This window comes from Rhizobium sp. NZLR8 (genome assembly GCF_019685025.1).
In the GTDB taxonomy this organism is placed as follows: Bacteria; Pseudomonadota; Alphaproteobacteria; order Rhizobiales; family Rhizobiaceae; genus Rhizobium.
Window position 1 is genome coordinate 100,201 of record NZ_JABDVY010000002.1, and the last position, 12,491, is coordinate 112,691.

At 61.2% G+C, this 12,491-nt stretch carries 11 protein-coding genes; 7 read left to right on the top strand and 4 right to left on the bottom strand.

Annotation, left to right across the window (positions count from 1 at the left end; translation table 11 throughout):
• The first annotated feature begins 2 nt into the window (after positions 1-2).
• From HJB89_RS04485 to repC, 5 genes are all read left to right on the top strand, one after another.
• Positions 3-857 (top strand): sugar phosphate isomerase/epimerase, encoded by an 855-nt coding sequence (locus HJB89_RS04485; RefSeq protein WP_221116880.1) that lies wholly within the window; start codon positions 3-5, stop codon positions 855-857.
• A gap of 22 nt (positions 858-879) precedes the next feature.
• Positions 880-1,941 carry an ABC transporter ATP-binding protein gene (locus HJB89_RS04490; protein WP_221116879.1) on the top strand — a complete coding sequence of 354 codons (1,062 nt, stop codon included), beginning with the start codon at positions 880-882 and terminating at the stop codon, positions 1,939-1,941.
• A gap of 272 nt (positions 1,942-2,213) precedes the next feature.
• Entirely contained in the window at positions 2,214-3,422 is a 1,209-nt protein-coding gene (gene repA / locus HJB89_RS04495; protein ID WP_221116878.1) for a plasmid partitioning protein RepA, read from the top strand.
• Positions 3,423-3,491: 69 nt separating this feature from the next.
• A complete protein-coding gene (gene repB, locus HJB89_RS04500) occupies positions 3,492-4,469 on the top strand; it encodes a plasmid partitioning protein RepB (RefSeq protein ID WP_221131316.1) in 978 nt (325 codons plus the stop codon).
• A 213-nt stretch (positions 4,470-4,682) separates the two neighbouring features.
• Positions 4,683-5,981: a plasmid replication protein RepC gene (gene repC / locus HJB89_RS04505; protein WP_221116876.1), complete on the top strand. Its 1,299-nt coding sequence runs from the start codon at positions 4,683-4,685 to the stop codon at positions 5,979-5,981.
• Here repC and HJB89_RS04510 read toward each other — a convergent pair.
• The 3 genes from HJB89_RS04510 to HJB89_RS04520 form a co-directional block, all read right to left on the bottom strand.
• A complete protein-coding gene (locus HJB89_RS04510) occupies positions 5,963-7,768 on the bottom strand; it encodes a methyl-accepting chemotaxis protein (protein ID WP_221131317.1) in 1,806 nt (601 codons plus the stop codon). The two genes, repC and HJB89_RS04510, sit on opposite strands and share 19 nt — an antisense overlap.
• Before the next feature lie 10 nt (positions 7,769-7,778).
• A complete protein-coding gene (locus tag HJB89_RS04515) occupies positions 7,779-8,768 on the bottom strand; it encodes a cytochrome-c peroxidase (protein ID WP_221149071.1) in 990 nt (329 codons plus the stop codon).
• A gap of 220 nt (positions 8,769-8,988) precedes the next feature.
• On the bottom strand, positions 8,989-9,471 hold the full coding sequence (locus HJB89_RS04520) for a ProQ/FINO family protein (protein ID WP_207585127.1): 483 nt from the start codon (positions 9,469-9,471) through the stop codon (positions 8,989-8,991).
• A 277-nt stretch (positions 9,472-9,748) separates the two neighbouring features.
• Here HJB89_RS04520 and panC point away from each other — a divergent pair, with 277 nt between their 5' ends.
• Together panC and panB are read left to right on the top strand one after the other, a co-directional pair.
• Positions 9,749-10,642 (top strand): pantoate--beta-alanine ligase, encoded by an 894-nt coding sequence (gene panC / locus HJB89_RS04525; protein WP_207585126.1) that lies wholly within the window; start codon positions 9,749-9,751, stop codon positions 10,640-10,642.
• Complete coding sequence (gene panB, locus HJB89_RS04530; RefSeq protein ID WP_221149072.1) at positions 10,639-11,460, top strand: 3-methyl-2-oxobutanoate hydroxymethyltransferase; 822 nt, start codon at positions 10,639-10,641, stop codon at positions 11,458-11,460. Before panC ends, panB begins: the two co-directional genes overlap by 4 nt.
• Positions 11,461-11,473: 13 nt before the next feature.
• Here the strand turns inward: panB and HJB89_RS04535 are convergent, their stop codons facing one another.
• Positions 11,474-12,388 carry a hydrogen peroxide-inducible genes activator gene (locus HJB89_RS04535; RefSeq protein ID WP_207585124.1) on the bottom strand — a complete coding sequence of 305 codons (915 nt, stop codon included), beginning with the start codon at positions 12,386-12,388 and terminating at the stop codon, positions 11,474-11,476.
• Positions 12,389-12,491 lie beyond the last annotated feature (103 nt).

The following is a 12,491-nucleotide window of genomic DNA, read 5'->3' on the forward strand; positions in this document are numbered from 1 at the left end:
TGGTGAAGATCGGCTTTTACACCTCGACATTCAATGATCGCCCACTGGAGGAAGTGGTGGATTTCGCCGCATTGGCGGGGTTCGATGCCATCGAAATCGATGTCGGCGGCCATATCAAAACGCCCGACCGGGTTGAGGCCGCCGTCGCCCTCGCCCGCAGCCGCGGCCTCTTCGTCTCCTCGATCACCTATTTCGGCAATCAGCTCGACGCCGACCGCGACAAGCGCCGGGAGCTTCGGGCGAAAACCGCCGATTTTGCCAAGGCAATCGGTGAGGCCGGCGTCCCGATCTTCGTGATTTTTCCCGGCCGCGACGACAGCGCCAGCGAAGACGCCAATTATGACGACTTCGCCGAATTCGCAATCAGGCTGATCGGAGAGACGCAATCCGCCGGCCTGACCTTCGCGATCGAAAACTGGCCGGGTCCGAAGGACAATTTCATCGGCACGACGCCGAGAGGATGGCAGGAGCTTTTTCGGCGAATCTCGGATCCTCGCTTCGGCTTGGAATTCGACCCGTCGCATCTCATCCGCATCGGAGTCGATCCTTATCAGGCGATGGAAGCAGTGAAGGATCGCATCGCCATCCTGCACGCCAAGGATACGGCGATCGATAAAGATGTGCTGGAGGCTGTGGGGTATCACGGCAAGGGCTGGTGGCAATACAAGCTGCCGGGTCTCGGCCTCATCGACTGGCCGCGCTTTCTGCGCCAGGCGCGTGGGGCCGGCTTCGACGGCACGCTGTCGATCGAGCACGAGGACGCCGCCTATGGCTGGCCCGGCAAGGATTTGTCGGCGCGTAAGGAGGGCGAGCGTCTCGGCCTCGATTATCTCAGAAATGTCTTGAGCAGGCTTTGATAGCGATTTCAGGAGGACTGCAATGGCCCATGTTTCGGTCAACAATGCACGCAAGGATTACGGCGCTTTCAAAGCCATTAAAGGCGTATCGGTCGACATCGGCGACGGCGAGTTCGTCGTTCTGGTCGGCCCCTCGGGCTGCGGAAAATCCACGTTGCTCAGGATGATCGCCGGCCTGGAAGGCATCACCTCAGGGCAGATCCAGATCGGCAGGCATATCGTCAACGAGCTTGCGCCCAAGGATCGGGACATCGCCATGGTGTTTCAGAATTACGCGCTCTATCCGCACATGACCGTTGCAAAGAATATGGGTTTTTCGCTGCGGCTGAAACGAATGCCGAAGACGGAGATCGATCAGCGGGTCGGCAATGCCGCCAAGATCCTCGGCCTGGAAAGTCTGCTGGAGAGATATCCGAAACAGCTGTCGGGCGGCCAGAGGCAGCGTGTCGCCATGGGCCGGGCGATCGTGCGCGACCCGGCCGTCTTCCTCTTCGACGAGCCGTTGTCGAACCTCGACGCCAAGCTCAGAGTACAGATGCGCTCAGAGATCAAGGAACTGCATCAACGGCTGCAGACGACCACCATCTACGTCACCCACGACCAGATCGAAGCCATGACCATGGCCGACAAGATCGTCGTGATGAAGGACGGAGTGATCGAACAGTCAGGCTCGCCGCTGGAATTGTACGACCGCCCCAACAACCTTTTCGTTGCTGGCTTTATCGGCTCACCCGCGATGAATTTCATCAGCGGCAACATGACGCAAGACGGGTTCCGAACCGCCGACGGGCTGCTGCTGCCGAGCGAGCGCCGCCCGGATGATGCCGTGACTTATGGCATCCGTCCCGAGCATATTTTGCTGGATTCCAACGGCATCGAAGTGACGACCGTCGTCGTGGAGCCTACGGGTTCGGAAACGCTGGTTATCGTCCGGTTAGGAACGCAGACGCTCACCTGCGTCTTCCGGGAGCGGATCAGGGCGGCCCCCGGCGAGGTGCTGAGGGTTGCTCCGGTCCCTGATGCCGTTCACCTGTTTGCCGCCGGCGAGCAACGCATCACATCAGGCGAAACCCCGGTGAATTAAGCCGGCCGATTGCCCCTCCCCTTCGGCCGGGTGTCGGCCGGGGGCGCGTTTTCCGCGCCCCCGGCCGCGAAAACTCTTAAGTCTTCAGGCACTACAGCGCAAAGGACGCTGTAACTTGGAATTGCTGCAGCACCGGCCAAGTGCTTGAACCAACGCCGAAAAGGTTAATATGCGTTAACCTTAAAATTCTTGGCTGGCATCGGAGAATCGCGGATAATAACGGTTAGAAGGGCTTTTGGTCCCGAAAATCGTTATCCGAGAGATTGCTGCCAATGAACGCTAGTTTGATGCCTTTGAACAAGGCGCCGTTGCAATTCGAGGATCAGATCCTCGAACATGGCGACGTGATTTCAAAGAAGCTGCATCTGCTCAGCGTGCAGCGCTTTCCGCCCAATGCGAAGAAAACGCTGCGCAACTTCTCCCTGGCGGAGGTCGCGAATTTCGTCGGTGCCTCGCAAAGCACGCTGAAGAAACTCCATCTCGAAGGCAAAGGCCCCTGCCCGCAGACGTCGCCCTCCGGACGCCGCTCCTACACCGCCGAGCAGATGCTGGAACTGAGACGATATCTCGATGTCCACGGCCGCTCCGAAAGCCGCATGTATGTTCCCCATCGCCGCGGCAATGAGAAGCTGCAGGTGCTGGCCGTCGTCAATTTCAAAGGCGGCTCCGGCAAGACGACGACGGCCGCCCATCTTGCCCAGCATCTTGCGCTGACCGGCCACCGCGTGCTTGCCGTCGATCTCGATCCGCAGGCATCGCTCTCGTCCCTGCATGGGTTCCAGCCGGAGTTCGACCAGGCCGCATCCATCTACGAAGCGATCCGCTACGACGGCGAGAAGAAGTCGCTCGCCGACATCATCCACAGGACGAATTTTCCCGGCCTCGATATCGTGCCGGCCAATCTCGATCTGCAGGAATACGAATACGACACGCCGCTCGCCATGGCCGACAAATCGACCAATGAGGGCAAGACGTTTTTCACCCGCATCTCGCGCGCCCTTGCCGAAGTCGACGATCGCTACGATGTCGTCGTCATCGATTGCCCCCCACAGCTCGGTTACCTCACCTTGACGGCGCTGACGGCGGCAACAAGCGTGCTGATCACCATCCATCCGCAGATGCTCGACGTCATGTCGATGGGCCAGTTCCTGCTGATGCTCGGCGGCATCCTGAAGCCGATCCGCGCGGCCGGCGCCGAAGTGAACCTCTCCTGGTACCGCTATCTGATCACCCGCTACGAGCCGACCGACGTGCCGCAGGCGCAAATGGTCGGCTTCATGTCGACGATGTTCCACGAGTTCATGCTCCGGAACCAGATGGTCAAATCGACGGCGATCTCGGATGCCGGGATCACCAAGCAGACGCTCTACGAGGTCGAGCGTTCGTCGATGAACCGGGGAACCTACGATCGGGCGCTGGAGGCGATGGGCTCGGTCAACGCAGAGATTGCCGATCTCATTCACCAGGCATGGGGGCGATGAACTTGTCGGCTGACAAATTCATCGTTTCCTTAAACTGAATCAATTGATTGACCGCAATCGGGGGACGTGATGGCACGAAAGAATCTTCTGGAAGGGCTGGGCGACATGCCTGACGAGGGCGCAGGCGCGCCGAACTATCCGATGCGCGGGGCAGGCCGGTCGCTTGTCCGCTCGCTGGATGAACTGGCCAAACAGGCGGAGAAGTTCCTGGAGGGCGAGGCGGTCGTCGATCTCGACCCGGATGTCGTCGATGTCTCCTTCGTCAAGGACCGCCTGTCCGAGGACGACGAGGAATTCCGAGCGCTGGTCGAAGCGATCCGCGCCCGCGGGCAGGATACGCCGATCCTGGTGCGTCCCCATGGCAAGATCGACGGACGCTATCAGGTTGTCTTCGGCCATCGGCGCCTGCGCGCGGCCCGCCAACTCGGCCGCAATGTCAGGGCCGTCGTCAAGGCGATCGACGATCGGACCCATGTCATCGCCCAAGGGCAGGAGAATTCGGCCCGGGCCAACCTTACCTTCATCGAGCGCGCCCTCTTTGCCAGCCGGCTGGAGGAGCTTGGCTACGATAGGGAGGTCATCTCGACCGCACTCGCCGCCAATGCGGCGTCGATTTCGAAGATGATAACGGTAATGGATCGCATCTCGCCGGAGGTCGTCCAGGCGATCGGCGCGGCGCCCGGCATCGGCCGTGAACGCTGGGTGGAGCTTTCGCTGCTCGCCGGCAAGTCGGCCAATGCGGCCGATATCGCCAAGATCCTGGAAGACGACGATTTTCTTGGATCGCCCTCCGACAAACGTTTCGAAGCGCTCTACACGGCGCTGAACAAAAGCGCCCGGCCGGTGAAGAAAACCCAAGCCGCGGCAGGCAAGGTCAAATGGCAGCCGCGGGACAAGGCAGTTCAGGCAGAAATGAAGAATGACGGCAAGGCATTTTCGCTTTCGATGAAAGCCAGGAATGCCGGCCGCTTCGGAAAATTTCTCTCCAGCAGGCTGGATGTGCTCTATGAGCAATTCCTCGCCGAGGAGAGCAATCAAGGAGACTGAAACCGCAAAAGAAAAAGGCCCCCAAACGACCAGGTCGTGGAAGCCCTTCTCCTATCCTTAAGCAAGACAGAGAATCGCATTTTCACGAATCCCAGTCAAGAGTCCTGCAGCGCCGCCCGTGTCTTTTTCAGACACGCAAGGAACGCTGTAGCGCTTTGAAGCTACGCGCCGTTTGGTGAGCGGATTTCTTTTGCCTGATGAAAGGTGAAGGAAATGGAGAGTGAATGTGTGACGACGCCCTTCGGGCGGCGGCCAATGTCGCTTGCCATGCTGCTGAAACAGCGGCGAGGCGAAGCGATCGAGCCCGGGACGAGACGCAACAAGTGGAAACTGTTCAGATCTGTCTGCGAGGCCCGCGCGCGTCTCGGCGTGAGCGACCGCGCGCTGACGGTGCTCGATGCCCTGCTGACATTTTTTCCCGACGACGAGCTGTCCGGTGGGAAAGGACTGGTCGTCTTTCCCTCGAACGCGCAACTTTGCCTCAGGGCACGCGGCATGGCCGCCGCGACATTGCGCCGGCATCTCGCAGGTCTCGTTGAAGCCGGCCTCATCTCCCGCAAGGACAGCCCGAACGGCAAGCGCTATATCAGGCGCCACAGGGAAGGCGGGCTCGACGAGGCCTATGGCTTCAGCCTGGCGCCGCTTCTTGCCCGCGCCACCGAGATCGAAACGATCGCCGCCCGCATCGCCGCTGACCGACAGATGCTGCGCGCAATGAAGGAGCGGCTGACGATCTGCCGGCGCGATATCGCCAAGCTCGTTTCCGCAGCCGTCGCGGAAGCGGTTCCCGGTGACTGGGAGCGCACCTCTTCGATGTTCCAGGCGCTCCTGCAGCGCATTCCGAGGGCAGCAACGCCCGAAAACCTCTCGCCGGTCCTCGAAGAGCTCGAGACGGCGCGCCGAAACATCATCAACACATTGGAATCGCACGATAAAATTCAGATAGCGAGCACCAATGAATCCCAGATTGAGCGCCACATACAGAATTCGAACCCTGAATCCACATCTGAATCTGAACCGGGCTTGGAAACGGGGCAGAAGGCGAACCGAGATTGCGAGCCGAGGGCAGGGCTGGAAAGGTGCGAACCCAGAATGGTGGGGAAGGACGGGGAGGGATCGCGGGCCATCGCCCGGACGAATGCTGCGGGATTGAAATCTTTCCCGCTCGGCATGGTTCTGCAGGCCTGCCCTGACATTGTCGACTATGGGCCAGGCGCCGCGATCGCCAGTTGGCGGGACCTGATGATGGCGGCGGTCGTCGTGCGCTCGATGCTGGGCGTCGGCCCGTCGGCCTATGAGGAAGCGGCGAAGGTGATGGGACCGGAGAACACCGCCGCCGTCATGGCCTGCATTCTGCAGCGGGGAGAGAGCATCAACTCCGCCGGCGGTTATCTCAGGGACCTGACGCGACGCGCCGAACGCGGCGAATTCGCGCTCGGTCCGGTGCTGATGGCGCAGTTGCGCACGAGGGGCTCATCTCCCTCGCACCCCGCTCAGGCAGCATTGCGATAGGCCCGCGTGCCGGACGCCGCCCTGCCCAGTTCGAACTGGGTAACCAGCTCGCGCAGGCGCTCGGCCTCGCCGGCAAGCGTGACGCTGGCGGCTGTGGTTTCCTCCACCATTGCGGCGTTTTGCTGGGTCACCTGGTCGAGCTGGTGCATGGCCGCATTGACTTCCGACAGGTTGGTAGACTGTTCGCGCGCCGCGCCTGCCAGTGCTTCCATGAACCGATTGATATCGACGATGAAGCGGCCGATATCACCAAGTGCTGCGCCGGTCTGGTTGACCAGTTCGACGCCGGTGGTGACCTTGGCGGACGACCGCCCGATAAGGTCCTTGATCTCCTTGGCGGCCTGGGCCGAGCGCTGTGCGAGTTCGCGCACCTCCTGGGCGACAACGGCAAAACCCTTGCCGGCCTCGCCGGCCCGGGCAGCCTCGACACCAGCATTGAGCGCCAAGAGGTTGGTTTGGAAGGCAATCTGGTCGATGACGCTGATGATGTTGTTGATCTGCTTGGACGATTCCTCGATCTGCCCCATGGCATCGACTGTCTGGGCCACGACCTTGCCCGAGCCTACGGCGCTGCGATTGGCACTGTCGGCGACACCGCGGGCCTCTTCGGCGATCTTGGAGGCTTCATTGACCTTGGCAGTCACGGCGCTGAGCGCCGCGGCGGTCTGTTCGAGCGTCGCCGCCTGCCGCTCGGTGCGGCCGGAGAGTTCGTTGGAGCCGTTGCTGATCTCGCGAGTGCCGGAATTGATGATCGATACGCTTTCGGAAACGGAAAGGAGCGTGCCGCCGAGCTGCTCGACGGAGGCGTTGAAATCATTTCGGAGGGGCTCGAATTCCGGCGCGAACCGGTCCAAGAGCTTGAAGGCGAGATCGCCCTCCGCGAGCCGCTTCAGCCCGGCCGCGAGACCCGACGTGGCAACCGTCAGCCGCTCGGCCGCGCTCGCCTCCGCCTGCTCCTGGTCAGCCAGCCGGTTTGCTTCCGCCAGCCGCCGGTTTTCCGCGGCTTCGCCTTCGAGCCGGGTGCGGGCGATGGCGTTCTGGCGGAAGACTTCCACCGAGCCCGCCATCAGGCCGATCTCGTCGCGGCGCCCCGCATAGGGGATCGCCTTGTCCGTCTCGCCGCTCGCGAGCTCCTGCATGGAGTGCGTGATGCGCTGGATCGGGCGCGACACGTGCCGGGCGATGGCGATCAGTATGCCGAGACCGATGATGGCGGCAAGGCCCGCCAAGGCCAATTCGATTTCGATCTTCGTCTCCAACGCGCTGCCGGCGTCAGCCACACTCTCCGTCGCAATCTGATCGACGATGGCATTGACGGCGGCAATTCCGGTCAGGATCGCCTGCTGCGAACGCGCCAGCTTTTCGGCCGTCGGGACCTCTTCCGCCTGCTGCAGTCCAAGGCTGATCCTGACATTCTTATCCCAGACCTCATGCGCCTGGCGGAGCGATCGTACCCCCTCGGTCAGCGAAGCGGCGAGATCGATGCGGCCAAGCTCATCGAGCGATTGCGAGAGCACGCTGTCGGTCGCGTCAAACTCGGCCTTGACCTCGGTCGCCGGCACGAAGTTCGTCATCGACAGCACCCGCTCGACCACCGATGTGGCTTGCCGGAACTGCTGTTCGATATGAGCGGAGGCCAGCTTGGCGTTCACCGCCTCCTGCACCACCGCGGCGACCCGGGTCTGGCCGGTGACCGCCTGGTAGCCGATCAGGAATGCGCTGCCGAAGCCGACGACGATCGTTGCCACCATCGGCACGAGAATCTGCATGCGTATCGAGAGTTTCATTGCCTGCACCTCAGTTCGGCAGCGTCGGCAAGGGGATGTCTTGCTTTTCCGCGGTCAAAGTTCCCAGAAAGGCGATCAAATCTTTGCTCTCCTCTTCCGTCAGCAGGAAGGGCGACATCGCCGGATCGAGCGACGGACGGTTGACGCCGCCGCTTTCATAATGGGCGATCACCTCGTCCATGCTCTTCAGGCTTCCGTCATGCATATAGGGACCACGGTAGAGCGTGTTGCGCAGGCCGGGTGTCTTGAAGGCGTATTTATTGTTCGGGCTGCTCGCGTCGATCTTGTAGCGGCCGATATCGTCGCCTGGCAGACCGATGTCATGGAATTTGTTGTCGGTGAAATTCCAGCCCGTGTGGCAGGAGGAACAGCCCACAGTGCCGGTGAACAACTCAAAGCCCCGCTTGGCGCTGTCCGAAACCGCCTTCTCGTCGCCATCCACCCAGCGATCGAACGGCGACCAGTTGGAAACCACCGTCCGCTCATATGTGGCGATCGCCGTCAGCAGGGTCTCCTTGCTGATGCCCTTGTCGGGAAACACCTCACCGAACCAGTTCTTGTAATCGGGTATGCCCTGCATTTCGATCACGGCGTCGTCGAGCTTTCCGTTCATTTCGGCGGCAGCGGTGATCGGACCTGCCGCCTGCTGCTCCAGGTTCGGCGCGCGCCCGTCCCAGAAGAAGGGCGACACCCAGGCAACGTTCAGAACCGTCGGCGCCTGGCGCGCCAACGGGGTATTGGCGGCGCCGATCGGCGTCGTCACCGGCGTCTCGAAGCCGAAGGAAGGATTATGACAGCTGGCGCAGGTCATGTTCTTGTTGCCGGAAAGCCGGGGATCGAAGAACAGCATCTTGCCGAGCGTCGCCAATTGCGGGGAATAGGCCGTCACCCCCTCGAAAGGGACCGTCAGCGGTCTTTTATAGGCGGAAAGATCCGCGGCCGCGCTGGGCTGGACTGCGGCCAATGCAAAGAGGGAAGCTGCAATCAGGAGACGCGTCATTCTAGCAGGTCCGGAGAACGTTTCTGGCTGATGCTAAAATTAGCGCAATTGCATTAATGGTATGTAAAGCAAAATATATTTGAGGCCGACGTGAAGATTTTGCCAGCCAGCATTGCAATGCGGATATTTATCCCAGCGAAATACAATACCAGGTCTACTTATATCGATGTTGCGGATGCACGAACGACTTAAAGGAAGCCGGATATGGGCAAACCCAATGTCATCCTGCTCTGGCCGACGCGCCCTTCTTGCCGAGAAGAGCTGCGCGGATCTGTTCGCTCTTGCTCAGCAGGGGAAGGGGAACCGGTACTGGCGCTTCGGGCGCTTCGGCCTTGCCGGTGCTCTGCTTGAGACTCAGGAAGCGTTTTTGCGCGACCAGCCGGTCTTCGGGCGTCATTGGTTCGACGGGTTCGCCCTCGAGGCCGTGGCGCATGGAATCGGGCTGGGCGCTTGCAAAATAGTAGCGCCGGCAGTGAACATAGGCGGCGGTCGCCCGACGCAGCGTCGTCACGCCGGCTTCGGGCTTCAGCAGCGGACGCAGTTCGTTGAAAAGGCCGACGGCAAAGGGAAGGATCGGATCTCCTGCTTTGGCCGGAAGGACGGCGACCGACCGGATCAACAGCATGTTGATCGCGGTTGCCTTCTCAACGTCGAGCTCGGTTGCCGCAATCGGTCCGCGGCTGATCTTCCAGGGCTTGTCCATGCGTCCTCCATATAACGTCCATAGCGACCGACTATGATGGTATTTTGACGAAAAGGGCGAGTAACGGACGTGGCACATCGTCGGTCCGGCTGCAAGCCGCACTGAAGCGGTGCGGCAGCCCTGTGGCGAAATGCCGTTTCCTGGGTTGATGTCGCTCGGTGTTTTCGGAATGCCGTTTCATCTAATCGTTTTTATCGAGCAATATGCATTGACCTCCAGCATCGATTACAGTCCTTATCCGCGCCCAAGATAGAGTGACCGGCCGCGGGGAGGATGTATGCGGGTTTTCTCGAGTATTGACGAGCTGCGCCACACGCTGGATGCGCTGAAGCGGCAGGGGAGGACTGTCGGCCTCGTTCCGACGATGGGCTATCTTCATGCCGGTCATATGGAACTCGTCTCGCGCGCGCGCGCCGAGAACGACATCGTCGTCGTCTCGATTTTCGTCAATCCGCTGCAGTTCGGCCCGGCCGAAGACCTGAGCAAATATCCGCGCGATCCGGAACGCGACGCAGCCATGCTGAAGCAGGTCGGGGTCAATTTCCTTTTTTCGCCCGACGTCGAGGATATGTATCCCCAGCCGATGCTGACCGTCGTCGACGTTCCCGATCTCGGACACGAGCTCGAAGGGGCGGTCAGGCCTGGGCACTTTGCCGGTGTCGCCACCGTCGTCAACAAGCTCTTCAACATCGTGCAGCCGCAGACCGCCTATTTCGGAGAAAAGGACTATCAGCAGGTCGTCATCATCAAGCGCATGGTGGATGATCTGGCCGTGCCGGTGCGGGTGATATCGGTGCCGACGGTTCGGGACGGCGACGGCCTCGCATTGTCGTCGCGCAACGTCTATCTCAGCGAGGCGGAGCGGCGTGCCGCGGTGATCGTGCCTCAGACCCTCGACGAAGCGGAGCGTCTCATCGCCGGCGGCCTGACGGATCCAGCTGAACTCGAGAAAAAGCTCAAGGCGTTTCTCGGTCGAGAGCCTCTGGCAAAGCCCGAGGTCGTTGCCGTCAGGGATGCTTCGACGCTGCAGCCGGTCGCGTCGATCACAGAACCCGTCGTCGTGGCGCTCTTCGTTCGGCTCGGCACGACACGGCTTCTCGACAACCGGGTCCTCGGGGGTAACAGAGTGATCGGCGGGCGGGGCTTGCCGGGAAAGGGAGTGACCAGATGAGTGCGGCCGGAATTCAAAAGCGCCTTACGCCAGCCCGCATTTTAGCAATGAAGGGCGGCAAACCGATCGTCTGCCTCACCGCCTATACGACGCCGATGGCGCGGCTGCTCGATGAGCATTGCGATTTGCTCCTGGTCGGGGATTCGCTCGGCATGGTGCTCTACGGCATGGAGAACACCATTGGCGTCACGCTCGACATGATGATCGCACATGGCAAGGCGGTGATGCGCGGCGTCGGCAAGGCTTGCGTCGTCGTCGACATGCCGTTCGGCAGTTATCAGGAATCGAAAGAGGTTGCCTTCCGCAACGCCGTCCGCATCCTGCAGGAAACTGGCTGTGATGCCGTCAAGCTGGAGGGGGGCGAAGAGATGGCCGAGACCATCGCCTTTCTGACGAAGCGAGGGGTCCCGGTGATGGGGCATATCGGCCTGATGCCGCAGCAGATTAATACCGCAGGCGGTTATCGTTCCGTCGGCCATTCCGAACACGAGACGTCGAAGATCCGGCGTGACGCGCACGCCATCGGCGGCTCGGGCGCCTTTGCCGTTGTCATCGAGGGCACGGTGGAACCGCTCGCCCGAGAGGTGACTTCAGCCATGCACATCCCGAGCATCGGTATCGGCGCCTCCTCAGCCTGCGACGGCCAGGTTCTGGTCTCTGACGACATTCTCGGGCTCTTCAACGATTTCACGCCGCGTTTCGTCAAACGCTACGACGAGCTCGGCAAGCGGGTCACCGAGGCTGCCGCCGCCTATGCCGCCGAGGTGCGATCGCGAACGTTTCCGGCAGCAGAGCACACGTTCAAGCGGCGATCCTGAGGACATCCGGCCATCACCGTGCGACCTGTCGTTCGCGCATAATGTCGGCCGACCGGCGAACCGCCTCGGAGACCTGCAGGAGCTGTTTGGCCATGGGGGTCGAATTGCGCCAGACCATGCCGATCGTTCGCGACGGCTGCGGAGACTGGAAGCGGGAGATCGAAACGTGCGCCGAGCGCGTTTCCACAGGAACCGCCATCTCCGGGATCAATGTGATGCCGATGCCGGCGCTGACCATCTGGACCAGGGTGGAGAGCGAGCTGCCTTCCATGACTTCCCGGGGGCGGGCCGACCCGATCTTGCAGAACGACAAGGCCTGGTCGCGGAAGCAATGGCCTTCTTCCAGCAGCAGCAACCGCATTTCGCGCAGCGCCTCGCGTTCGGGCACCGGCTTGCCCTCGTCTTCTGGCCGCCGCACCAACACGAATTCTTCCTTGAAGAGCTCGAGCTCGGTCAGCGACGGTTCCGACACGGGCAAGGCGACGATTGCCGTGTCCAACTGGCCTTGGGTAAGCTCCTGAACAAGCTTTGCCGTCTGCGTCTCGCGCACCTCGATCTGAATTCCGGCGAAAGTTTTGTTCAGATCGTTTATGATGACCGGCAGCAGATAAGGCGCGATGGTCGGTATGATACCGATGCGCAGCCGCGTCAGGAAGGAGTCGCTGGAGGCGCGCGCCAGCTCCCCCAGCTCGTCCACGCCGCGCAGGATCGCGCGGACCTTGAGAGCGAAGGTCTGGCCGAAGGCCGTCAGCTTTACTTCACGCGCGCTGCGCTCGAAAAGCGCGCTGCCCAACTCCTGCTCAAGTTCTTTGATCTGCATTGAGAGTGCCGGCTGGGAGATGGCGCAGGCGTCGGCAGCGCGCCGGAAGCGGCCATCCCTCGCCAGGGCTTCAAAATAACGCAGCTGTTTCAAGGTCAGGTTCTTCATAAGCTCAGCTTATCGCAGCAATCAGTAAATCCAACTTAAAATTATCATATGCTTCCGATATGAAGACAGCAAGGGAGAGCGGGGCGCCCACTCGGCTCAACGT

Coding starts and splice junctions, on each gene's coding strand:
- HJB89_RS04490 (WP_221116879.1), top strand. CDS start 880: ATGGCCCATGTTTCGGTCAACAATGCACGCAAGGATTACGGCGCTTTC.
- repA (WP_221116878.1), top strand. CDS start 2,214: ATGAACGCTAGTTTGATGCCTTTGAACAAGGCGCCGTTGCAATTCGAG.
- repB (WP_221131316.1), top strand. CDS start 3,492: ATGGCACGAAAGAATCTTCTGGAAGGGCTGGGCGACATGCCTGACGAG.
- repC (WP_221116876.1), top strand. CDS start 4,683: ATGGAGAGTGAATGTGTGACGACGCCCTTCGGGCGGCGGCCAATGTCG.
- HJB89_RS04510 (WP_221131317.1), bottom strand. CDS start 7,768: ATGAAACTCTCGATACGCATGCAGATTCTCGTGCCGATGGTGGCAACG.
- HJB89_RS04515 (WP_221149071.1), bottom strand. CDS start 8,768: ATGACGCGTCTCCTGATTGCAGCTTCCCTCTTTGCATTGGCCGCAGTC.
- HJB89_RS04520 (WP_207585127.1), bottom strand. CDS start 9,471: ATGGACAAGCCCTGGAAGATCAGCCGCGGACCGATTGCGGCAACCGAG.
- panC (WP_207585126.1), top strand. CDS start 9,749: ATGCGGGTTTTCTCGAGTATTGACGAGCTGCGCCACACGCTGGATGCG.
- panB (WP_221149072.1), top strand. CDS start 10,639: ATGAGTGCGGCCGGAATTCAAAAGCGCCTTACGCCAGCCCGCATTTTA.
- HJB89_RS04535 (WP_207585124.1), bottom strand. CDS start 12,388: ATGAAGAACCTGACCTTGAAACAGCTGCGTTATTTTGAAGCCCTGGCG.